Consider the following 22,930-nt stretch of genomic DNA (forward strand, 5'->3'; position numbering starts at 1 on the left):
CCGAGGCTTCCTTAAAGGAGCCACGGTGAAAACAGAACGATTTTCTTCAGGCAACCGGGTCTGCGCTTCAGAGGCTGCGAATGATGCGCTTCAATGCCTCGTCGCGCGCGCCGAGCATCAGCACGTTCTTGAGCGCGACTTTCGGGTCGTCGGTACGAAAGAGCAGCCCGTTGTCGCGAACGCTGCGATTGATGGTCATCTGCCCCTCTGGCGCATCGGGCTCGATGGCAACGGCGAAGTACATTCGGGAATAGCCGGTCTGGATGCGTTCGAAGAAGTGTTTCTCGTCGCCGAGGTCACAGAAGAAGTTGGCGAAATAGAACGACCAGGTGACGTCCTTGGACGGGGCGAGATGTGTTCTCGCCGCCGTGACATGGCAATAGCCGAGATGCGGCCGACCGGTGAGCGTGCGGTGGAAGATCATCTTGGGAAACTGGATCGAGGTATGGAAGCCGTTCATCCGCTTGTGCGTCGTTTCGCCGGCGGTCGTCAGCTTGTGGGCGGTGCGCTCGGCAACCTCGTCATAGCTCAGATAACGCCGCTCGCGCTGCGACCATTGACGCCTTTCTATGCGGCCGGTGCGCAGGAACTCGGTGTGGACCGCTGTCTTCGGAGCGATCGTTGGCAGCTTCTCGGCTGCGGCGTCGTAGTATTTGAGCTTTGCCATGAACTTCAATGCGCTGTTTGCCGGTTCGGCCGGTTTCTCCGTCAGGCGACGCTAATGCATTATGGTTAATGGAAGATTTCACTCGCGTCGGTGGGCCTTGCCCCGCGTCACGGGAAGACATGTCGCAAAATGGCGAAGGATCCGCGCTTTCTCGCAAGCCTTGCCGGAAAAAGCGACAATTGCTCAATCCTTGAGCTATCCTATTGTTTACAATGAAAAATGATCAATCACAGGGCGTTTGGTGCGCTTGATGTGCTGTGTCGTCTTTCTGGAATCGGATGTCGTTAATCGGCAGCTACGACGATGGCTTCCGCGATTAGATATGCCTACTCAAGGTGCTGTCTTTTAGGGAAGGCGGAGAATTGGGAAGCCGGTCAAAACCCGGCGCTGCCCCCGCAACGGTGGTGGAGCGAAAGCCACGGCACAAAGCCACTGGACGGTTCCGTCCGGGAAGGCGCCGGGCTGGTCCTTGCGGACGGCTCCTGAGCCCGGAAACCAGCCTTGACGCGAACAGACCGTAACGGGTTGCGGCGGGCAGCCGGATCGGAGCCGTCATCGCACAGGCAATGCGCCCGTGCGGGTTCCAGTCCTGCCTCTCCGAAACAAGGCGAACGAGGACAGGACATGGACATCAAGGGCGATATGCTCCGCAAGCTGAAGGGTCGACGCGACGGCTACAGCCTCGACCGGGCCTTCTACATCGACCCCGACTACTACAGGCAGGATCTCGAAAGCATCTGGTACAAGGACTGGTTGTTCATCGGCCACGACTGCGAGATCCCGCGTGCCGGTAACTATTTCACCGTCCAGGTCGGCGATTATCCTGTCATTATCGTTCGCGACCGACAGGGCACGATCCGCGCCCTGCACAATTCCTGCCGTCATCGCGGTTCTCGCGTCTGCGCGCAGCACAAGGGCTCTTCGGCCAAGCTCGTCTGTCCCTATCACCAATGGACCTATGAGCTCGACGGCGCGCTGCTCTTTGCCCGCCAGATGGGCGAGGATTTCGACAAGGCGGCCCACGGCCTGAAGCCGATCCACTGCGAGACCGTCGGCGGTTACATCTTCATCAACCTGTCCGAGCAGCCGATGGATTTCGGCCCGTTCCGCGACATGGTCGCGCCCTATCTTGCGCCGCACCGCCTGGGTGAAACCAAGGTCGCCTTCGAAAGCACGATCATCGAAAAGGGCAACTGGAAACTCGTCTGGGAAAACAACCGGGAGTGCTACCATTGTGCCGCCAACCACCCCGAACTTTGCCGCACCTATCCCGAAGCGCCGACGGCGACCGGTGTGCAGGGCGCCAAGGATGATCCCGTCATTGCCGCGCATTGGGCGAAATGCGAAGCAGCCGGACTGCCGAGCGAGTTCCGGATGTCCGAGACCGGCCAGTTCCGCTCGGCGCGCATGCCGTTGATCGACGACGCCGAGAGCTACACCATGTCCGGCGCCCGCGCCGTGCGGCGGCAACTGTCGGCAGACGTTAGCCAGAAGCATATCGGCACGCTCCTGCTCTTCCATTATCCCTCGACCTGGAACCATGTGCTGGCCGACCACGCCATCACCTTCCGCGTCCTGCCGCTCGGCCCGGAGCTGACGCAGGTGACGACCAAGTGGCTGGTCAACAAGGACGCGGTTGAAGGCGTCGACTACAATCTCGAGCAACTGACGCATGTCTGGACCGAGACCAACGATCAGGACCGCCAGATCGTCGAGGAGAACGCCTTTGGTATTCGCTCGCCGGCCTACCAGTCAGGCCCCTATTCGCCCGAACACGAAGGCGGCGTGATGCAGTTCGTCGAGTGGTATTGCAAGTTCATGGAACAGCGCCTGCAGGGCGAGGCTGCTCCGCTTTCCCGGGTCGCCTGACATGCAGATGGCATCCTCGTTCCATCATTTCGACGAGCTTCATGTCTGGATCGACAGGCAGAACATGCTCGAATGCACATCGGCCGTGATCGAGACCGCCGATGTGATGACCTTTACCTTCCGGGCGGAAAAGCCGGCCTGGTTCCGCTATCTGCCTGGGCAGTTCGTCACGCTCGAGCTGCCGGTCGCCGACGAGCCGGTCATGCGCACCTACACGCTGTCGTCGACGCCCTCCCGGCCGTTGTCGATCGCCGTCACCGTCAAGGCGCAAGCCGATAGCATCGGCACGCGCTGGATGTTCGATCACCTGAAGCCCGGCATGCGGCTGAAGGCGTTCGGTCCGCTCGGCGATTTCAGCTTCGTGCGCCATCCCGGCGAAAAATATCTCTTCATATCGGCAGGCTCCGGCGTCACGCCGATGATGTCGATGACGCGCTGGATGGCGGACTGCGTTCCCGAGACCGACGTCACCTTCATTTCCTGCGCCCGCCGGCCAGACGACCTTCTGTTCCGCTCGGAACTGGAAGTGCTGGCGCGCCAGATGTCCGGGCTAAACCTCGGCTTCGTGGTCGAGGGGCATGAGTCAAGGCACGGATGGCACGGGCTGCGCGGCCGCATCGACGGCGCCAAGCTGCCGCTGCTTGCACCCGACTTCATGGAGCGCACAGTGTTTTGCTGCGGTCCGGAGCCGTTCATGCGCGGCGTGCGCGAGTTGCTGAAGGCGGCCGGTTTCGACATGAGCCGCTATCACGAGGAAAGCTTCCAGCCGGCGGCAGCACCGGCAGCCGAGGAGATAGCAGTCAGGGCAGGGGCGGCAGCCGACGCCGAAGCGCAAGGCGCCAAGGTGGTCTTCACCATGAGCGGCAAGGAGATCGAGGCCAAGCCCGGCCAGACGATCCTGCAGGCGGCGCGGGCCAACGGCGTCAGGATCGGTGCGGCCTGTGAAGGCGGCATCTGCGGTACGTGCCGGGTGATGAAAGTCGCCGGCGAGGTCGAGATGAACCACAACGGAGGTATTCTCGACGACGAAATCGATGAGGGCTACATCCTCGCCTGCTGCTCGCGGCCGCTTGGAGATGTACAGATCGAAGCCTGACAATGCTTGATGGTCGCGGGGAGCGTGTTCTTTCCGCGACCGACCCGTCAGCGGCTGGCCGCGGCCGCCAGCCGCACGGCGCGGTCGTGCCGACCGAAATCGATCGACCCGGTCGCCATCATGTCGACGCCTTCGCCGGCGGCGCTGGCAGCTTCGGCGCGGCTGATAAGCAACGGCTGGCTTTCGATTTTCGCCGTCGCCTGGGCAGCGCTGGCGGCGCCGACCCCGTCGTCGGCTCTGGCAATGAGAACGAGCGGCAGTGCCTTTTCCGGCAACAGGGCGCCGCCGGCCCAGATCGGTCGCAAGGTGGCGCTGCTCATAGCCGCGACATTGACGTCGATGTCGTCAAGTGTACCGGGCACACGATAGGGACAGCGGCGTTTGCCGCAATTGATCCCTGACGAGAATTGCCACAGCGCATAGCTGTCCCAGTTGCCGATCGGAAACACATTGCGGATATCCGGCTTGTAGCGGGCATACCACAGGGGTAGTCGCGACAGCAGTCGGTGCTTCGCGCGGTTGGCCGCGATGTATTTGGCCGTGACATGATTGGTGTAGAGCATCGGGTAGCGGCCGGTGCGGGTCTTGATATGTCCGGCAAAGATAGCCGCGTCTTCGAGCGACATGAATTTGTCCGGGTCGATGCCTTCGAGATCGAGCACCATCAACTCGTCGTCGCGCGGGCTCGCATAATCGAGAAAATGGTTGGCCTGATCGACCGGGTTGCCGGGGCGGGCAAGATGATAGGCGCCCCACAGCAGCCCATGGGAGCGGGCGATCATCCGCCGTGTCTGGTAGAGCTCGCGGCTGACGGCGTATTTGCGCCACATCGTCTTGCAGTGGGCGACAGTGTCGCCGCCATGATCGCCGGTGCAGGAGAAGCTTTCCGGCAGGCCGTCGGAGGCCTTGGCGATGAAGCCGGAGATACGCTTGTCGGAAAGCATTGTCTCCCAGTCGATGCTGTTCATTTCATAAGCGTCGACGATGATGGCGTTGGACTTCGACTTCCAGGGCTCCAGTTCGCCGGCGCGTGCGTTCACCGCCGCGAAAGCCAGACCCAGGAGGGTCGCGAGGCGCAGAATCATCCGTAAGGTGGAGATATACCGCTTTGCCATTCAGTGAGATTGCCGACTCTACAGTTAATTGATCGTAAATCCCAGTCCCCGAGCCGACTGTGCTTGAGACGGTGGCGAATGTATAGAGACTTATGGCTGTATATCAGAGGGTGCTTCTATTGCTGTCGCTGTCCCTTGTCGGTCCGATATCTGGAGCTCCATGTGTACTGTCACAGGCGTGAAGCCAGTCTCTTTCGCCGTCCGTCGAGGCGGCAGGCGAGTCAACTTTGTATGCCGGAACATGGAACAAAACCCGTCACTTAGACGTTAGCCGGCGACCGTTTTCGATCGGACCGTAATCAGGATACGTATCGACACGCGGCTGAAATCGCGCAAACTGGCGGTTGTGAAGGTGGCTCGCTGGCGTCGGAAGCGGCGCAAGTGCTCGTATGGAGAGTTATATGAGAACAATGACAGGCAAGTGGTTCGCCGCAGCGATTGCTGCCGCGGTCTTGATGACTTCGGCTGTGCCGTCCCAGGCTTTCATGCCGGCTCCGCTGCGTGTTGAACGGCAGAGTGATGCCACCGAGGTCCAGTATCACCGCCCCGGCTACGAACGGCGCGGCGGATATTATTATTACAATGGCTATCGCGGCTATAACTATCGCCGTCCGGGCTATCGTTATTATAATGGCTGGTGGTACCCGATGGCGGCCTTCGGCGCCGGCGTGATCATCGGCGGAGCCGTTGCCCAGCCGCCGCGCTACACGCGGCCTGCGCCTGCCTATGGCAGCCGCCATGTGCAATGGTGCTACGACCGCTACCGCTCCTACCGGGCCTACGACAACACCTACCAGCCCTACGGCGCGGCGCGCCGGCAGTGCTACTCGCCCAATAGCTAAGAGGGCAAGGAAGAGACAGCAAAAAGGCCGGGCATTGTCCGGCCTTTTCTGATGCCGGCAAGGTCAGAGAATGCCGATCCGCCTGAGGATCCACCACGCAAGGCCCATGGAAAGCGCGATGAACAGCGCGGCATACAGCGTGCCGCTGCCATCGGCGAAGGGAAGGGCGCCGGTGTTCATGCCGAAGAAACCGGTGACCAGCGTCGGCGGCAATAGGAAGGCTGTCATCAGCGACAGAATATAGAGGTGCCGGTTGGTTTCGGAGGAAATCTTGCTGTCGATCTCTTCGTGCAGCAATCGGGCGCGCTCCTGGAGTGCGAAGACGTCGCGATCCACGGCCTCGAGCCGATCGTAGAGGCGCTCGGTGACGTCGATGAAACCGGGCGGCACCTCGTCTTCGTCCGACGCGCCGGCGCGGCGAAGGAGAGCAAGGATCGTGCGCAGGTGCCGGTGAAGGCGAACCACGGTGCGGCGCAATGGCGCCAGGCCCGGCTGCTGCCGGTGACCGGCTTCGCCATAGACGTGATCTTCGATGACATTCAGCTCTTCGGTCAGTTCGAGCACCAGCGAGATCAGCGTGCGCTGGAATTCGACCACCAGCATCTCGAAGAGGTCGATCGGCCGCGCGCATTTGGTGCTCTTTTCGACTGCGGCCTTTACCCGGTCGATGCTGCGCAGCGGGTGCAGCCGCGTCGTGATGATCACCCTGTCGCTGACGGCAAAATGCAGCCAGCCGATCGTCTTCGTCACCGCATCGAAAGTGCGCTCGAAATCGACCAGCGTTCCGTGCACGATATCGTCGGAGACAGTGATGGCCGCCTGGGTGTCGTGGCTGGTCAGCGTCGTTACGGCTGCCGGCGGCAGGTTGCCGATCCGCTCGATGAGCGCCGGCGTTCGCGCGTCCGAAAGCGCCAGATGCAGCCAGACCCAGCCGTCGCCCTTGATGAGACCGTCGATCGAGGCATCGTTGGCGATGCGCTGGCATCGGCTTTCGCCAGGCAGGAAGCGGTAGGCCCAGACCAGGCCGGGTATCTCGGGGGAAATCAGGTTCATTTGAACGCCTTGGCGAGGGCCATCGTTACTGGCTTCTATGCGCCGTTGATGACAGTTTTGTTACGATGCCGTCCGCACCGGCAACCATCACAACGCGGGCTGAATTGACGTTGACGTTTACGTAAAAATCAATAGTGTTCGGCCAAACGAAGATGCGCCGGCAGCTGCGAAAGCGCCCGGTATCTGGGAGGATCATCATGTACAAGGCACCCGTTGACGAGATTGCATTCACGCTGAAGCACGTGGCCGGAATGGCCGGGGCGCTGGAAAGCGGCGCTCTCGGCGACCTCGGCGAGGATCTCGTGGATGCGATCCTGTCGGAGGCAGGACGTTTCGCGACCGAGGAAGTGGCGCCGCTCGGCGACGTCGGCGACAAGCAGGGTTCCCGTCTCGTCGATGGCAAGGTTCAGACGCCTGACGGTTGGCGCGATCTCTATCACAGCTGGATCGGCGGCGGCTGGAACGGGTTGACGGCTCCGGAAGAATTCGGCGGCCAGAACCTGCCGCATATGCTGCATGTCGCGGCCATGGAAATGTGGAACGCCGGTTCGATGGCATTTGCGCTCGGGCCCACGCTTACCATGGGCGCCGTCGACGCGCTGGAGAAGCATGGCTCCGAGGCTCTGAAGGCAACCTACCTGCCGAAGATGGTATCCGGCGAATGGACCGGCACCATGAACCTGACGGAGCCGCATGCCGGCTCCGATCTTGGCGTTCTCAAGACCCGGGCCGAACGTCGCGACGACGGCACCTATCGCATTTTCGGCCAGAAGATCTTCATCACCTGGGGCGAACACGATTTCACCGACAACATCGTCCACCTCGTCCTGGCGCGGCTGCCGGATGCGCCTGCAGGCACCAAGGGCATTTCGCTGTTCCTCGTGCCGAAGTTCCTGGTGAACGCCGACGGTTCGCTCGGCGAGCGCAACGATCTGTTCTGCCATTCGCTCGAGCACAAGCTCGGTATCCACGGTTCGCCGACCTGCACGATGATCTATGGCGACGGCAAGTTCGGCGCAGAGAAAGGCGCGATCGGCTACCTCATCGGCGAAGAAAACCGCGGCCTTGCCTGCATGTTCACGATGATGAACAACGCCCGTCTTGCCGTCGGCATGCAGGGCGTCGCGATTGCCGACGCCGCCACCCAGAAGGCAATCGCCTTTGCCAAGGAACGCACGCAGGGCAAGGCGCCCGGCTGGTCCGGCCAGGGCATGAGCCCGATCATCGAGCACCCGGATGTTGCCCGCATGCTGCTGACGATGAAGGCCCTGACACAAGGGTCGCGCGCCATCGCCTATGCCTGTGCGCATGCGGTGGACATGGGCCATGCGGCAGACGGCGACAAGGCGAAGTTCTGGCAGGAGCGCTCCAGCCTGCTGACGCCGATCGCCAAGTCGTTTGCGACCGATGCCGGCGTCGACGTTGCCTCGCTTGGCATCCAGGTTCATGGCGGCATGGGCTTCATCGAGGAGACCGGTGCCGCTCGTTACCTGCGCGATGCCCGCATCGCCCCGATTTACGAGGGCACCAACGGCATTCAGGCGATCGATCTCGTCACGCGCAAACTGCCGCTTTCGGGCGGCGAACACGTCCGTGGCTTCATTGCCGAATTGCGCGAGATAGGTGGCGCGGTCCGCGCCTCCAACCGTGAGGGATTCGGCGAAACTGCGGCGCGACTAGATGCTGCGCTCGACGATCTCTCCGAGGCGACGGAATGGCTGATTGCTGCTGTTTCGGCCGGTAAACTCTCCGAGGCACTGGCAGGAGCCACGGCCTGTCAGCGCCTGTTCGGTCTCGCCTTGACCGGCGCCTACCTCGCCAAGGGCGGTCTGGCCGAAGCGTCTGACGGTAAGGACGAGCAACGCATCGCGCTCAGTCGGTTCGCCGCGGAAAACATGCTGGCGGAAACCTCCGCCTTGAAGGATCGTGTCGTTACCGGTGCCGACAGCCTTGCTGCCGCGCGCGCCGTCTTGGGTTGAGGGGAAATATCATGACCGACCAGGTGCTTGTCGAACGTCCGGAAGCCTATCCGGGCGTGCAGGTCATCCGCTTCAACCGGCCGGAAAAGAAGAACGCCATCACGCGCGACATGTACGCGAAGATGACCAATGCGCTGACGGTTGCCGGCAGCGATCCGGCCGTTCGCGTGACCGCGTTCCTCGGCACCGAAGGCTGCTTTTCCGCCGGCAACGACATGGCCGACTTTCTGGCGTTTGCCATGGGCGGCAGCATGGGCACCGAGGTCATCGATTTTCTGAAGGCGCTCGCGGGTGCGGCCAAGCCGGTCGTCTCCGGTGTCGACGGGCTTGCCATCGGCATTGGCACGACGATCCACCTGCATTGTGATCTGACCATCACTTCCGCCCGCTCGGTGTTTAAGACGCCCTTCGTCGATCTGGCCCTGGTGCCGGAAGCGGCGTCGAGCCTGATTGCGCCGCGCATCATGGGGCATCAGCGTGCCTTCGCTCTGCTTGCCGCCGGCGAACCCTTGGAAGCGCGCGACGCGCTCGAAGCCGGACTGATCTGGAAGATCGTCGGCCAGGATGCCGTCGAGGAAGAGACGCTTTCGCTCGCCGCCCGCCTTGCCAAGAAGCCGCCGGAGGCGCTGCGCATCGCCCGTGATCTCGTCCGCGGTGACCGCAGTGATGTGCTCACGCGTATCGACGAAGAGGCGAAGCACTTCGCAGCGCAGCTGAAAAGCGCCGAGGCAAGGGCTGCTTTCGAGGCCTTCATGCGTCGCTAGGACGTTTTCCCGGCATCCCTTTCGGTGCCGGACAAGCAAAGTCGGGGCGGTCCTTTAACCGTCCCTGTGTGAAGATCGCGTTGCCGCCGGCATCCCGAACTTGCATATGACAATTTTAATCGCTTCTTAAATAGCGATCGCTAGCGTGCGGCGCGATAGGCCTACCCTCACCAGGGTGGCCCCGGCCGCATGAGGCATGGCTGGCCCCGCCTTTTTGGCATGTTCAACGTTTTCCCGAGGCTTGACCAACCGCCACTCCGGCGGCTGAGCGATGCTGCGCGTGAAAATCATCGAGAGCTCATGTCCGGCGAAGCACGCCGGCCCCTGTTAGGAGCCCATCTTGTCCAAGCGATCGAACCTCATGACGCGCATTCTCGTCGCCGCGTCCGGTGTCGTTGTTACCGCCTTTGCCGGCTTTTCCGTCTATATCGACACGCTTCAGTACGACACAACCACCAAGGCGGTCGAAGAAAACATCTCGTCCTCCGGCGTCCAGGCCGCACAGAGCGTCGCCAAGTGGCTCAACGGTCGCGTCACGTTGACGGCGATGGTGGCCGACGCCGCCGGTCGGACGACCGATGACAACGGCGTCCAGCCGATCCTCAAGAACGACGTGCTGACCAACGAGTTCATCTCGACCTATGTCGGCAACGAGAGCGGCAAGTTCATCACCTGGCCGGACAATCCGATGCCGGCGGGCTACGATCCGCGCCAGCGCCCGTGGTATCAGCAGGCCGTCAAAGCCGACGCGCGTGTTCTCACCGAGCCCTATGTCGACGCCTCGACCGGCGACCTCATCATCAGCGCTGCCGTTCCGGTCAAGCGCGACGGCAAGCTTTACGGCGTCACCGGCAGCGACTTCTCACTGGAAACGCTGGTCTCGATGGTCAAGGGCATCGACGTCGGCGGCGAAGGCTTCGCCTTCCTCGCCAGCAAGGACGGCCAGATCCTCGTTCACCCGGATTCCAAGCTCGTCACCAAGACGCTTGCCGACGCCTTCCCGATCGACACCCCGACGATCAGCTCCGGCATCATGAACACCGAACTCGATGGCAAGCCGATGATCGTCAGCTTCGTACCGGTTCAGGGCCTGCCCTCGGTCGAATGGTATGTCGGCTTCGTCATCGACGCCGATGTCGCCTATTCCGCGATCGACCAGTTCCGCATTGCCGCAACCGTCGCGACCATTCTCGCCGTCGGCGTCATGCTCGTCTTCCTCGCAACCTTCCTCAACCGCCTTGTCATCCGCCCCGTCACCGACATGACCGGCGCGATGGAGAAGCTTGCCGCCGGCAATCTCAACGTCGAAATCCCCGGCGAAGATCGCCGCGACCAGATCGGCTCGATGGCCGCCGCAGTCGCCGTCTTCCGTTCCAATGCGGTCGAGCGTGCCCGCCTCGAAGACGAGGCCGACGCCAACCGTTCACTGTCGGAGCGCGAGCGCCTGGAACGCCAGGCTCGCGATGCCCGTGATGCTGCCGAAGTGCAGCAGGCCGTCGATGGCCTGGCAAGCGGTCTCGGCCGCCTGGCCGACGGCGATCTCGCCTACCGCATCGACAATCCGTTTGCCGATCGTCTCGATCGTCTGCGCGCCGACTTCAACAACTCGGTCGCCAAGCTGCACGACACGCTCTGCGCCGTTGGTGCCAATGCCCGCGGCATCGACGCCGGTGCGACGGAAATCCGTTCGGCCGCCGACGATCTGGCCCGCCGCACCGAGCAGCAGGCAGCCTCGGTCGAAGAGACGGCAGCTGCGCTTGAAGAGATCACCACCACGGTCAAGGATTCTGCCCGCCGGGCGGAGGAAGTCGGCGTGCTGGTCGCCCGCACCCGGGCCGGTGCCGAAAAGTCCGGCGAGGTCGTTGCCAACGCCGTCGAGGCGATGCATGCGATCGAAAAATCGTCGGGCGAAATCTCCAACATCATCGGCGTCATCGACGACATCGCCTTCCAGACCAACCTGCTGGCGCTGAATGCCGGCGTCGAGGCGGCCCGTGCCGGTGATGCCGGCAAGGGCTTTGCCGTCGTTGCCCAGGAAGTGCGTGAACTGGCACAGCGTTCGGCCAATGCCGCCAAGGAGATCAAGGCGCTGATCACCACCTCGGGCAACCAGGTGCGCAGCGGCGTGACGCTGGTCGGCGACACCGGCAAGGCGCTGGAGACGATCGTTGCCGAAGTGCAGGAGATCAACAAGCATGTGAGCGCGATCGTCACGGCGACGCGCGAACAGTCGACCGGCCTTCAGGAGATCAACACGGCAGTCAACACCATGGACCAGGGCACGCAGCAGAACGCGGCAATGGTGGAAGAGCAGACGGCGGCAAGCCATGGCCTGGCTTCGGAAGCCGCTTCGCTCAATGCGCTTCTGGCCCAGTTCAACCTCGGCAATACCCAGAGCGCCTATGCGCCGGCAGCTATGCCGCGCCGTCGCGCCGCATAGACGTAAAACACCTTAGATGCGAAGCAGGGCCCGGAGCACAACTCCGGGTCTTTGTTTTTGGATGCCCGTTTTTCGAAAATCGGCGCGTGCGCCGTAATTCGTTGTTCCGGCTTTCCTTTTTTAAGTTTTGATAAAGTGTCGAGGCATACCGTCCGATTGCCGCGAAATGACTTCGCACCGCACATCCGCCGATAGGGTCCATCTCCCGAAAAGCTCGCCTCAGGGCCACCGATGTGTTCCAGACACCTGCCTCACGCTGCGCGTGTTTTGGCTTTCCATCACGCGTTCGAAGTTTGCTCGCGATCTGCTTTTTCAAGCAATCGCGCGAAGGGAGACGAACGGTGATTCTCAAGACTGCGACCGCACGAAACATGTTTGCCATCGTGATGACTGGCCTTTTGACCTGTATGGTCACGGCTGCCATCGTGTTCTGGCTATCCTATCAGCAGCTGAAAGAGCGCAGCATTGCGGAGATGACCAACGCCGCCTATGCAAGCGCCGCCAACGTCGAGGCGAGGTTCGCAGAGACGAAAACGCTCGCCAACAACATGCGCTCTGCCCTCTATGCCATGAAGGACAGTGGCACGGCGTCTCGCGAAGGTACGGTTGCGCTGCTGAAAAAGCTGATCGCGGACAACCCGCTCGCCGTTGGCCTCAGCACCGGCTGGGAGCCGAACGCGTTTGACGGCAAGGATGCGGAATATGCGGGCAAACCGGGCCACGATGCCAGTGGCCGCTACGTTCCCTATATCGCCCGTTCGGGGGAAAAGATCGTGTACGAAGCACTGGTCGATTACGACAAGCCCGGCGCAGGAGATTACTATCAGGTCCCCAAGAAGACTGGCCGCGACATGATCACCGAGCCTTACTTCTACAAGATCGACGGCAAGGACGTGCTGATGACGTCGATCATGGTGCCGTTGAAGCTCGACAATGCCTTCGTCGGCGTCGATGGCGTCGACATGGCGCTTGACCACCTTTCCAACGAGTTGGGCAAGCTGGCCCCGTTCGGTACCGGATTCGTTTCGCTGGTCAGCCAGGGCGGCAGCATCATCAGCCATCCCGATCAGACATTCCTTGGAAAATCGCTAAAGGACACCGGGCTTGAGGCCGGCGGTTGGGGCCAGCTTCTGGGCAAGACCGAGCAGGCGTTTGAACTCACCCACACGGATGGCTCGGTGCACATCGCCGTTGCCGTGCCGGTCAAGCTTCTGCCCGATACAACCTGGTACGTCGTCGTATCCGTGCCGCAGGCTACCGTCTTTGCCGGTCTCTCGCAGCTTGCGATGATCTCCGTCGCGGTTATCGCCGTCGCAGCCTTGATCATGATCCTGGTCGGTTGGACGCTTGCCACCCGATTCCGCAAGCGCGTTGCGGCGGTCATCGGCGTCACCGGTGAAATCGCTGCGGGCAAGACCGATGTCGACCTGTCGGAAGCCGAGTGCAAGGACGAGATCGGCGATCTCGCCCGCTCGCTGCAGGTGCTGCGCGACGCGACCATCGCCAAGCTCAAGCTCGAAGACGAGGCCGACGCCAACCGTTCACTGTCGGAGCGCGAGCGCCTGGAACGCCAGGCTCGCGATGCCCGTGATGCTGCCGAAGTGCAGCAGGCCGTCGATGGCCTGGCAAGCGGTCTCGGCCGCCTGGCCGACGGCGATCTCGCCTACCGCATCGACAATCCGTTTGCCGATCGTCTCGATCGTCTGCGCGCCGACTTCAACAACTCGGTCGCCAAGCTGCACGACACGCTCTGCGCCGTTGGTGCCAATGCCCGCGGCATCGACGCCGGTGCGACGGAAATCCGTTCGGCCGCCGACGATCTGGCCCGCCGCACCGAGCAGCAGGCAGCCTCGGTCGAAGAGACGGCAGCTGCGCTTGAAGAGATCACCACCACGGTCAAGGATTCTGCCCGCCGGGCGGAGGAAGTCGGCGTGCTGGTCGCCCGCACCCGGGCCGGTGCCGAAAAGTCCGGCGAGGTCGTTGCCAACGCCGTCGAGGCGATGCATGCGATCGAAAAATCGTCGGGCGAAATCTCCAACATCATCGGCGTCATCGACGACATCGCCTTCCAGACCAACCTGCTGGCGCTGAATGCCGGCGTCGAGGCGGCCCGTGCCGGTGATGCCGGCAAGGGCTTTGCCGTCGTTGCCCAGGAAGTGCGTGAACTGGCACAGCGTTCGGCCAATGCCGCCAAGGAGATCAAGGCGCTGATCACCACCTCGGGCAACCAGGTGCGCAGCGGCGTGACGCTGGTCGGCGACACCGGCAAGGCGCTGGAGACGATCGTTGCCGAAGTGCAGGAGATCAACAAGCATGTGAGCGCGATCGTCACGGCGACGCGCGAACAGTCGACCGGCCTTCAGGAGATCAACACGGCAGTCAACACCATGGACCAGGGCACGCAGCAGAACGCGGCAATGGTGGAAGAGCAGACGGCGGCAAGCCATGGCCTGGCTTCGGAAGCCGCTTCGCTCAATGCGCTTCTGGCCCAGTTCAACCTCGGCAATACCCAGAGCGCCTATGCGCCGACACCAACGTCGCGTCGGCGGGCGGCATAGGTCGGGTGCATCGGTCTGAACGATGAGAAAGGGCCCGGACATCCGGGCCTTTTTCTATTTCTCGAGCGTTGCGACTGCCTCGACATGGGCCGACCAGAGGAACTGGTCGATCGGCGTGACCGACGTGATGCGGTAGCCGGCAGCAACGAGGATCGCGAGATCGCGGGCAAGCGTTGTCGGATTGCAGGAGACGGCGACGATCTTCTTGACGCCGGAGCGGGCGATTTCCTGACACTGCACGTCCGCGCCCGCGCGTGGCGGGTCGAAGACGATGGCATCGTAAACCTTCAGTTCCTGCGCCATGAGCGGGCGGCGGAAGAGATCGCGCTTCTCGATCGTCACCGGCTTCAGCCCTTGCGTGTTGCGGGCGGAGAAGTCGAGCGCCTTCAGCGCCTTGTCCTCGCCTTCGACCGCGTGCACGCGGGCCTTGCGGGCGATGCGCAGGGCGAATGTGCCGCTGCCGGCAAAGAGGTCCGCAACCCGCTTTGCCTTGCCGATATGATCGAGCACCAGTGCTGCCATCGCCTCTTCAGCGGCAAGCGTTGCCTGGGTGAAGCCGCCGGGCGGCGGCGAGACGGAGACGCCGCCGAATTCGATCACCGGCTTCGTCGGCTCGACGATGATCTCACCATTGAGGCTGACGCGGGCAATGCCGCGTTCTCCGAGAACCGTCTCGACGGTGCGCCGGCGCTCGCGATCGCCAAATCCCTTGATGCCGTCGACCGAAAGGTCGAGACCGGAAAGCGTTTCGAGAACGGTGATGCGGAACGGTTCGGCGTTGACGGCCATGGCCGCGCCGATCTTGCCGATGGTGGCGAGCCGCGAGACGATGCCCGGGCTCGTGACGGGACATTCCGAAATCGCCACGATGTGGTGGCTTTCCGCCTGGTTGAAGCCGAGGAGCAGGTCTTTTTCGGTCTTGCGCGCCGTGAACACGGCGCGGCGGCGCTCGCCGGGTTGGGCTGTTATCAGCGGCGCGACATCAGGCTTCAATCCCTTCGACTTCAAGGCGTTGATCACCAGGTCGCGCTTGAAGGTCTGGTAGAGGCCGTCGGCCGCGTGCTGCAACGTGCAGCCGCCGCAGGTGCCGTTCTGACCGTCCGGGCCGAAGTGGCGACAGTGCGGTTCGACCCGGTCAGGCGATGCTTCGCGCAGCGAGATCAGCGTGCCCTGAGACTTGTTGACCGCAAGGGCCGCGCTCTCGCCCGGCAGCGTGAAGGGCGCATAGACCGGACCAGCCTCGGTTTCGGCAATGCCGTCGCCCTGCGCGCCGAGACGGGCGATGGTCAGGGTCAGCGTGCTCATGGCTTTTTCCCGGCCAGCAGGAACTCGACGTTGCCGTCGCCGCCTGATATCGGCGAGGGGATCAGCCCGAGGCTCTGCCAGCCCATGTCTTCGACCAGCCAGCGCTCGAGTTCGGCGGCAACCGCCGGCGCGCTGTCGGGATCCTTCAGCAGTCCGGCCTTGCTGATCGCATCGCGACCGGCCTCGAATTGCGGCTTGACCAGCAGGATGCAGTGCGCACCGCGAAGCGCCATCTCGAGTGCCGGCGGCAAGGCGAGCTTCAGCGAAATGAAGGAGACGTCGGAAACGATGAAGGTCACTTCACGGTTGTCGATGTCGTCCTCGGTCATCGCCCGGGCGTTGAGGCCCTCGATGCTGGTGACGCGCGGATCGCCCGAGATCCGCGGATGGATCTGGCCATGACCGACATCGATGGCAACCACGTGATCGGCACCGCGCTTCAACAGCACCTCGGTGAAACCGCCGGTGGAGGCGCCGATATCGACGCAGCTTTCACCGGTCGGATCGAGCGCGAAATGATCGAGCGCTGCGGCAAGCTTCAGCGCTGCGCGCGAAACATAGTCCTGCGCCGGGTCATCGATGGTGATGGTCACGCTCTCGGCAAAGGCCAACGACGGCTTGGTGACCGTGCGGCCGTCGACCTTGACGGTGCCGCGCTGGATCGCGTCGCGGGCACGGGCACGGCTAGCCACCAGTCCTGTGTTGAGCAGCAGCTGGTCCAGGCGGACTCTGTTCTTGTGTTCTTCATTCTGGCGTTCTTCTGACATGTGTTTCTCATGGAGGGTTGGCGGCCTATTGGCAAGCCCCCTCGCTGCACGGCTGCTCGGCAGAGCGGGTAAGACGTGGTGATAAAACCCCCAAGGAGACAGGGAAGTAATCACATCACGCGAAATAAGCGAAAGTGCTGACGACCTGTCGCGGCGCACGGAGCAGCAGGCCGCATCGCTGGAACAGACCGCGGCGGCCCTCGACGAGATCACCGCCAACGTCACGAGCTCGACGCGGCGGGCCGAAAAGGCGCGCATCGTGGCCGGAGAGGCGAATTCAAGCGCTGCCAAATCCGGCGTCGTGGTGGCGAGTGCCGTGGAAGCGATGCGCCGGATCGAAAGCTCCTCCGGCCAGATCTCCAACATCATCGGCGTTATCGACGAGATCGCCTTTCAGACCAACCTCCTGGCGCTCAATGCCGGTGTCGAAGCGGCGCGGGCGGGCGAGGCCGGCAAAGGCTTTGCGGTCGTTGCCCAGGAGGTGCGCGAGCTGGCCCAGCGCTCGGCAAAGGCCGCCAAGGAGATCAAGGAGCTTATCCGCAATTCCAGCGTCGAGGTCGAAGGCGGGGTCAAGCTGGTGCGCGATACCGGCGAGGCGCTGAAGGCGATTGGCGGCCATGTGGCCACCATCAACCAGCACATGGACGCGATCGCCATCTCGGCGCGCGAACAGTCGGTGGGGCTCAGCGAAGTCAACACCGCCGTCAACCAGATGGACCAGGTGACGCAGAAGAACGCGGCGATGGTCGAAGAGGCCAATGCCGCCAGCGCCCAGCTCGCCAGCGAGGCCGGCCGTCTGCGCGAGCTCATCGCCCGCTTCACGCTGCCGGGCCGCACGAACAGCATGACCGCCCCAAGCGATCTGCGCACCATGGCACCACTATGGCGGCGCCATCTGCACCGATACGCTCGGCGAGTGCCGCCCGCCCCGTGTCTTACGGCAATGCGGCGGTGGCGCAGGACGATTGGCAGGAATTCTGATCGTCGCCACGACACACAAGAAAGCAAAAGCCCCGGTTCATCGCCGGGGCTTTGGTGTTTCGGACTGCCTTCGATCGCGTAGCCTTAGCCGGCAGCGCCGATGCCGATATCCTGCTTCTGGCCGAGTGCCTTGAACACCGTAGAAACGATGCCGGCGCGGTCGAGGCCGGCCAAGGCATACATCGCTTCGGGCTTTGCCTGCTCCATCCAGATGTCAGGCATCACCATCGGGCGCACCTTCAGGCCACCGTCGAGCAGGCCGTCTTCTGCGAGGAACTGCAGCACGTGGCTGGCAAAACCGCCGACTGCGCCTTCCTCGATGGTCACAAGCACTTCGTGATGGCGGGCAAGCTGGCGGATGAGGTCGTGGTCGAGTGGCTTGGCAAAGCGCGCGTCGGCAACCGTCGTCGAAAGACCCGCCGCGTCGAGATCTTCGGCGGCCAACAAACAGTCGGCAAGGCGCGTGCCGAAGGAAAGCAGCGCCACCTTGGAGCCTTGCTTGACCACGCGGCCCTTGCCGATTTCAAGGATCTGGCCGCGCTCCGGCATTTCGACGCCCACGCCTTCGCCGCGCGGATAGCGGAACGAGATCGGGCCGGCATCATAGGCGACAGCGGTCCGCACCATGTGCTTCAGCTCTGCCTCGTCGGCGGCTGCCATGACGACGAAGCCGGGCAGGGTCGCGAGATAGGTCGTGTCGAAGGAGCCGGCATGGGTAGGCCCGTCGGCGCCGACGAAACCGGCGCGGTCGATCGGAAAACGCACAGGCAGGCCCTGGATCGCCACGTCGTGGACCACCTGGTCGTAGCCGCGCTGCAGGAAGGTGGAATAAAGTGCGGCAAACGGCTTGTAGCCTTCAGATGCCAGACCGGCCGCAAAGGTCACCGCGTGCTGTTCGGCGATTCCGACGTCGAAGCAGCGCTTGGGGTGGGCGAGGGCGAACTTGTCGAGCCCGGTGCCGGATGGCATGGCGGCGGTGACCGCAACGATCTTGTCGTCGAAACCGGCTTCCTGCGTCAGGGCTTCGGCGAAGACCGAGGTGTAGGCGGGCGCGTTCGGCTTTGCCTTGGCCTGCGCGCCGGTGATGACGTCGAACTTGTTGACGCCGTGATACTTGTCGGCAGCGGCTTCGGCGGGCGGATAGCCCTTGCCCTTCTGCGTCACCACATGGATCAGCACCGGCCCCTTGGCGTTGTCGCGAACGTTGCGCAGTACCGGCAGCAGGTGCTCGAACGAGTGACCGTCGATCGGGCCGATATGATAGAAGCCCATTTCCTCGAACAGCGTGCCGCCGGTGACGTAGCCGCGGGCATGCTCGACCGCGCGGGTGATCGCCCGGTCGACCGTCTTGCCGAGATAGGCCGTCAGTTTCTTGCCGACTTCGCGGATGCCCATGTAGGTGCGGCCGGAAGCGAGGCGCGCCAGATAGGCGCTCATCGCGCCGGTCGGTGGCGCGATCGACATGTCGTTGTCGTTGAGGATGACGATCAGGCGGGCATCGAGCGCGCCCGCATTGTTGAGCGCTTCATAGGCCATGCCGGCCGAAAGCGCACCGTCGCCGATGATGGCGATGACATTGCGGTTCTTGCCGTCGAGGTCGGCGGCGACAGCCATGCCGAGGCCGGCGGAAATCGACGTCGAGGAGTGCGCGGCACCGAAGGGGTCGTATTCGCTTTCGGCGCGACGGGTGAAGCCGGACAGGCCGCCTTCCTGGCGCAAGGTGCGGATGCGATCGCGACGGCCGGTCAGAATCTTGTGCGGGTAGCACTGATGGCCGACGTCGAAGATCAGCCGGTCATGCGGCGTGTTGAATATCTTGTGGATGGCGATCGTCAGCTCGACGACGCCGAGGCCCGCGCCGAGATGGCCACCGGTACGCGAGACCGCATCGATCATCTCTGCACGAACTTCGCCGGCAAGCTGCGGCAGATCCTTGTCGTCGATCTTCTTCAGATCGTCGGGAAAGGTCACCTTGTCGAGCAAGGGGGTTGCCGGCATCGGGTTCGTTGGCAGTTGTGTCACGCTGCATGCCTCATGCGCACCGCACGGATCGGGTGCGCGATAGTTGGTGGTACCGTTAAAGCGGCTCTTTAGACGCAATTGTTGCTGAATGCAAAATTAGGCTTTCCTGCGTCGTTGTCCTAGACACTACCGTATGATTCCCTGAATCGAAATCGATTTAAGGAAGCATGCGGCAACTGGAAGCGGCAAGCGGTCGCGGTTGTTCGATGCCCTCAACCGGTGGGAAGGGGCACGAATTCCTCCTCGTCGCCGGGCACGATGTCGAAGCGGCCGGTGCGCCATTCTTCCTTGGCCTTCTCGATGCGGTCCTTTGACGATGACACGAAATTCCACCAGATGTGGCGGGCCGAGCCGAGTGCTGCGCCGCCGAACAGCATGACATGACAGCCGAGCGGACCGGCGGTGACGGTGATTTCGTCGCCAGGCCGGAAGACCAGCAGCTGATTGTCGGCGAAGTGGTCGCCGGCGATGATCGCTTCGCCTGAGAGGATATAGATCGCACGCTCTTCCCAATTGGCGGCAAACGGCGCGCTTTTGCCGGGCGCGATGTTGAGGTCGACATAGATCGTGTCGGTAAAGACCGAGACCGGCGACTTCTGCCCTTCGAAGCTGCCGATCACCACCCGGGCATCTATGCCGCCGTCATTGAGCTGCGGCAGCATGTGCCGTTCGGTATGGTCGAAGATCGGGTCGATCTCTTCCTTGTGGTCGGGGAGCGCCAGCCAGGTCTGCAACCCGGAAACCGAGCGTTCATGCCCGCGCTGGTTTTCCGGTGAACGCTCGGAGTGAACGATGCCGCGGCCGGCGGTCATCAGGTTCACGTCGCCGGGGCGGATGACCATTTCGGTGCCGAGGCTGTCGCGATGCTTGATTTCGCCGTCGAACAGATAGGTCACGGTCGAAAGGCCGATATGCGGATGCGGCCGAACGTCGATCGCCTCGCCGGCACGCAACAGCGCCGGTCCCATCCGGTCGAAGAAGATGAACGGCCCGACAAGCCGCCGCTTCGCTGTCGGTAGTGCGCGGCGAACCTGCAATCCGCCGATGTCGCTGGTGCGCGGGATGATCAGGTGTTCGATGGCGTCGCAGGCGGGCTTGTCGCCGGCGAGCGGGTCGGGGCCTGGAAAGAAGGACATGGTGCACGCTCCCGTTGTTCGTATGGTCTGAGCCTAGCGCCTAACGCACGTTGCGGGTAGGCGCTAGGCGAAGACGCAGCGTTTCCGGACGTTGACCAATCCCCCGTCGTTTACTCCGCGTCGAGCGGTTCCACGCCCTGCGGCTTGCCGGCACGGTCGAGCCTGATTTTTTCGATCCGGTCTTCGGCAGCCTTCAACAGCGCCTCGCAGTGCTTCTTCAGCGCTTCGCCGCGCTCATAGATCTCGATCGACTTGTCGAGCGCGACGTCGCCGCGTTCCAGTGCCGAGACGATGCGCTCCAGCTCTTCGACGGCTTGCTCGAAGGAGAGGGCCGAAACGTCCGGTTGCGTGGTGGTGGTCATGGTTACCCTCTCATCAATCTCAAAATATGCATGCCGGCCGACTCGGCCAGTCCCTGCAGGTCATAGCCGCCCTCGAGCAGGCTGACCATGCGGTTGCCGGCGCTGCGGTCGGCGATCTCGTGCAGGCGGCCCGTCGCCCAGTCGAAGTCCTCGGCGACAAGGTTGATCTGCGCCAGCGGATCGCGGTAGTGGGCATCGAAGCCGGCCGAGATCAGGATGAAATCCGGCCGGAAGTTCGTCAGCGCCGACAGCACACGAGAGCGGAACGCCTCGCGAAAATGCTCGCTGCCGGCATTGGGCGAGAGCGGCGCGTTGACGATGTTGCCTTTCACGCCGGTTTCGTCCTTGGCCCCGGTGCCGGGATAAAGCGGCATCTGATGAGTGGAGCAGAAAAGCACCGACGGATCGTCCCAGAAGATGTCCTGAGTGCCGTTGCCGTGGTGCACGTCCCAGTCGACGATCGCCACGCGCTCTGCCCCATGCGCCACCTGTGCGTGGCGGGCGGCAATCGCGACGGTGTTGAAGAAGCAGAAGCCCATGGCCTTGTTCTTCTCGGCGTGGTGGCCGGGCGGACGCGCCGCGACGAAAGCGTTGTCGGCCTTGCCCGTGAAAACTGCATCGACCGCCTCAACCGCACCGCCGATGCCGGTCAATGCCGCCTCGAGGCTGAACGGGCTGGCATAGGTGTCAGCTTCCAGATTGGCGATGCCCTCTTCGGGGATGGCGCGCTTGACGGTGCGCAGATGCTCCTCCGGATGGGCGAGCAGCACCAGGTCTTCGCTCGCCTTCGTCGCCTTTATGCGCTTGAGGTCGGCGAAATTCGGGTGCTCGAGCGCAAGGTTCAGCGCTTTCAGCCGGTCCGGCCTTTCAGGGTGACCTTCCGGAACCTCGTGTTCCAGGAAGATCGGATTTTCATAGAGCAGCGTGGTCATGCGCCGAAACTAGTGCTCCAACCTGCCAACGTCCATGGCGCGCCCAAGCGAAAGCACTGATTTTCAACAGCGCGTATCAAGCAGCAGCTTGCCGTCGCGGCGAGGATCCGCCTGATGCGCCAAGGCCTCATCCAGGCAACTGAGCGGGTAGGTTTGCGCAATCCGGCTTGAGAAAAGCCCGGTGCGCAGACCGGCAAAACTCTGCGCAAAAGCCGCTTCGATCGCTGGCCGACCGGCGGCGTGCACCCAGGTTCTCAGCCACAGAAAGGAGAAGCGTACATCCGGCCGAGCCTGGATTGCCGGTATCGGCACGGGCACACCGCTAAGCGCGCCATACTGGATGAATGCGGCGCCGAGCTGGAGCGTCTGGCCGATGAGCTCGCCGGCAAACGGGCCGCCGACCGCGTCGACAATGGCGTCGAAGGCAAGGCCCGAAGGGATATGCCCTTTATCGGCGATGACGATTTTGCCGGGTGTGTCGGACGCAAGCCGCTCGGCGCTGCGTTGGCTGCGCACGATCCCTATCGGTTTTGCGCCTTCGCCCGACATGAGCTTCAGCAGCATGCCGCCGATGGCCGAACCCGCTGCGGTCACGCCGATTCTCTGGCCGTTCACCGATCCGAAATGGGACTTGAGCGCTTCGATGAGCCGGATCGTCGTCAGCGGGTTGACGTAGCTGGTGGCCGCCTGGCGGTCGTCGATATCGTCAGGCACGGCAAAGCACCATTCGGCCGGCCGTACCAGATATTGCTGCCAAAGGCCGCTTGCGCCGATCGGGATCACGCGATCGCCGGGCTTCAAGGTCGTAACGCCAGCGCCGATGCGGTTGACGGTGCCGACGCCCTCGAAGCCGGGCACGAAGGGCAGGGTCGTCCGGGCACTATAGGCGCCGGTGACGGGAATGAGGTCGGAGGGATTGATGGCCGACAGGGAGAGCGCGATCTCGACCCCGCCGTGCCCCGGCGGGATTCGCTCGGCATCGACGAGCGCAATCACTTGTCGCGGATCGCCGAACTGGCTAACGAGGGTGGAGCGCATTCTA

17 protein-coding genes, 1 pseudogene and 1 riboswitch are annotated in these 22,930 nt (G+C 63.0%); of the genes and pseudogenes, 8 read left to right on the forward strand and 10 right to left on the reverse strand.

The features are described 5' to 3' along the window. Positions 1-67: 67 nt before the first annotated feature. Positions 68-667, reverse strand: a complete 600-nt coding sequence (locus J3R84_RS02570; protein ID WP_025426134.1) for a DUF6656 family protein — start codon at positions 665-667, stop codon at positions 68-70. Positions 668-983: 316 nt separating this feature from the next. After that, a riboswitch (cobalamin riboswitch) is annotated at positions 984-1,185 on the forward strand. 106 nt (positions 1,186-1,291) lie between these two features. On the opposite strand from J3R84_RS02570, the gene J3R84_RS02575 reads away from it, so the two are divergent. Continuing rightward, positions 1,292-2,536 (forward strand): aromatic ring-hydroxylating oxygenase subunit alpha, encoded by a 1,245-nt coding sequence (locus tag J3R84_RS02575; protein ID WP_025426135.1) that lies wholly within the window; start codon positions 1,292-1,294, stop codon positions 2,534-2,536. Position 2,537: 1 nt separating this feature from the next. Beyond that, positions 2,538-3,632, forward strand: a complete 1,095-nt coding sequence (locus tag J3R84_RS02580; RefSeq protein ID WP_057212461.1) for an FAD-binding oxidoreductase — start codon at positions 2,538-2,540, stop codon at positions 3,630-3,632. A 47-nt stretch (positions 3,633-3,679) separates the two neighbouring features. Here the strand turns inward: J3R84_RS02580 and J3R84_RS02585 are convergent, their stop codons facing one another. Continuing rightward, positions 3,680-4,747, reverse strand: a complete 1,068-nt coding sequence (locus J3R84_RS02585) for a glycoside hydrolase family 25 protein (RefSeq protein WP_057211590.1) — start codon at positions 4,745-4,747, stop codon at positions 3,680-3,682. Positions 4,748-5,157: 410 nt separating this feature from the next. Between J3R84_RS02585 and J3R84_RS02590 the strand changes: the two genes are divergently transcribed. Next, positions 5,158-5,589 carry a BA14K family protein gene (locus tag J3R84_RS02590; protein WP_025426138.1) on the forward strand — a complete coding sequence of 144 codons (432 nt, stop codon included), beginning with the start codon at positions 5,158-5,160 and terminating at the stop codon, positions 5,587-5,589. A gap of 63 nt (positions 5,590-5,652) precedes the next feature. Here J3R84_RS02590 and J3R84_RS02595 read toward each other — a convergent pair whose 3' ends face one another. Beyond that, on the reverse strand, positions 5,653-6,642 hold the full coding sequence (locus J3R84_RS02595) for a transporter (protein WP_025426139.1): 990 nt from the start codon (positions 6,640-6,642) through the stop codon (positions 5,653-5,655). Positions 6,643-6,839: 197 nt separating this feature from the next. Between J3R84_RS02595 and J3R84_RS02600 the strand changes: the two genes are divergently transcribed. The 4 genes from J3R84_RS02600 to J3R84_RS02615 all read left to right on the forward strand — a co-directional run bounded on the left by J3R84_RS02600 (position 6,840) and on the right by J3R84_RS02615 (position 14,383). Next, positions 6,840-8,621: an acyl-CoA dehydrogenase family protein gene (locus J3R84_RS02600; RefSeq protein ID WP_025426140.1), complete on the forward strand. Its 1,782-nt coding sequence runs from the start codon at positions 6,840-6,842 to the stop codon at positions 8,619-8,621. A gap of 11 nt (positions 8,622-8,632) precedes the next feature. Further along, positions 8,633-9,385, forward strand: a complete 753-nt coding sequence (locus tag J3R84_RS02605; RefSeq protein WP_025426141.1) for a crotonase/enoyl-CoA hydratase family protein — start codon at positions 8,633-8,635, stop codon at positions 9,383-9,385. A 340-nt stretch (positions 9,386-9,725) separates the two neighbouring features. Continuing rightward, positions 9,726-11,825 (forward strand): methyl-accepting chemotaxis protein McpU, encoded by a 2,100-nt coding sequence (gene mcpU / locus J3R84_RS02610; RefSeq protein ID WP_025426142.1) that lies wholly within the window; start codon positions 9,726-9,728, stop codon positions 11,823-11,825. 341 nt (positions 11,826-12,166) lie between these two features. After that, positions 12,167-14,383: a methyl-accepting chemotaxis protein gene (locus J3R84_RS02615; RefSeq protein ID WP_239637566.1), complete on the forward strand. Its 2,217-nt coding sequence runs from the start codon at positions 12,167-12,169 to the stop codon at positions 14,381-14,383. Between the two features lie 54 nt (positions 14,384-14,437). Here J3R84_RS02615 and J3R84_RS02620 read toward each other — a convergent pair whose 3' ends face one another. After that, entirely contained in the window at positions 14,438-15,688 is a 1,251-nt protein-coding gene (locus tag J3R84_RS02620) for a class I SAM-dependent RNA methyltransferase (RefSeq protein WP_203527625.1), read from the reverse strand. After that, positions 15,685-16,455, reverse strand: coding sequence for a TlyA family RNA methyltransferase (locus J3R84_RS02625; RefSeq protein WP_025426145.1), 771 nt, complete (start codon positions 16,453-16,455; stop codon positions 15,685-15,687). The genes J3R84_RS02620 and J3R84_RS02625 overlap by 4 nt, the downstream gene beginning before the upstream one ends. A gap of 115 nt (positions 16,456-16,570) precedes the next feature. On the opposite strand from J3R84_RS02625, the pseudogene J3R84_RS02630 reads away from it, so the two are divergent. Then, a pseudogene (locus J3R84_RS02630) lies at positions 16,571-17,518 on the forward strand (methyl-accepting chemotaxis protein); the annotation flags it as partial. Positions 17,519-17,520: 2 nt separating this feature from the next. On the opposite strand, the gene dxs reads toward J3R84_RS02630, so the two are convergent. The 5 genes from dxs to J3R84_RS02655 form a co-directional block, all read right to left on the reverse strand. Then, complete coding sequence (gene dxs / locus J3R84_RS02635; protein ID WP_038575941.1) at positions 17,521-19,434, reverse strand: 1-deoxy-D-xylulose-5-phosphate synthase; 1,914 nt, start codon at positions 19,432-19,434, stop codon at positions 17,521-17,523. A gap of 236 nt (positions 19,435-19,670) precedes the next feature. Further along, positions 19,671-20,594, reverse strand: coding sequence for a pirin family protein (locus J3R84_RS02640; RefSeq protein WP_025426148.1), 924 nt, complete (start codon positions 20,592-20,594; stop codon positions 19,671-19,673). Between the two features lie 110 nt (positions 20,595-20,704). Next, entirely contained in the window at positions 20,705-20,956 is a 252-nt protein-coding gene (locus tag J3R84_RS02645; RefSeq protein ID WP_025426149.1) for an exodeoxyribonuclease VII small subunit, read from the reverse strand. 2 nt (positions 20,957-20,958) lie between these two features. Next, a complete protein-coding gene (locus J3R84_RS02650) occupies positions 20,959-21,888 on the reverse strand; it encodes a histone deacetylase family protein (protein WP_025426150.1) in 930 nt (309 codons plus the stop codon). Positions 21,889-21,951: 63 nt separating this feature from the next. Next, a complete protein-coding gene (locus tag J3R84_RS02655) occupies positions 21,952-22,926 on the reverse strand; it encodes a zinc-dependent alcohol dehydrogenase family protein (protein WP_203527623.1) in 975 nt (324 codons plus the stop codon). Positions 22,927-22,930 lie beyond the last annotated feature (4 nt).

The organism is Ensifer canadensis (assembly GCF_017488845.2).
Lineage (GTDB): Bacteria > Pseudomonadota > Alphaproteobacteria > Rhizobiales > Rhizobiaceae > Ensifer > Ensifer canadensis.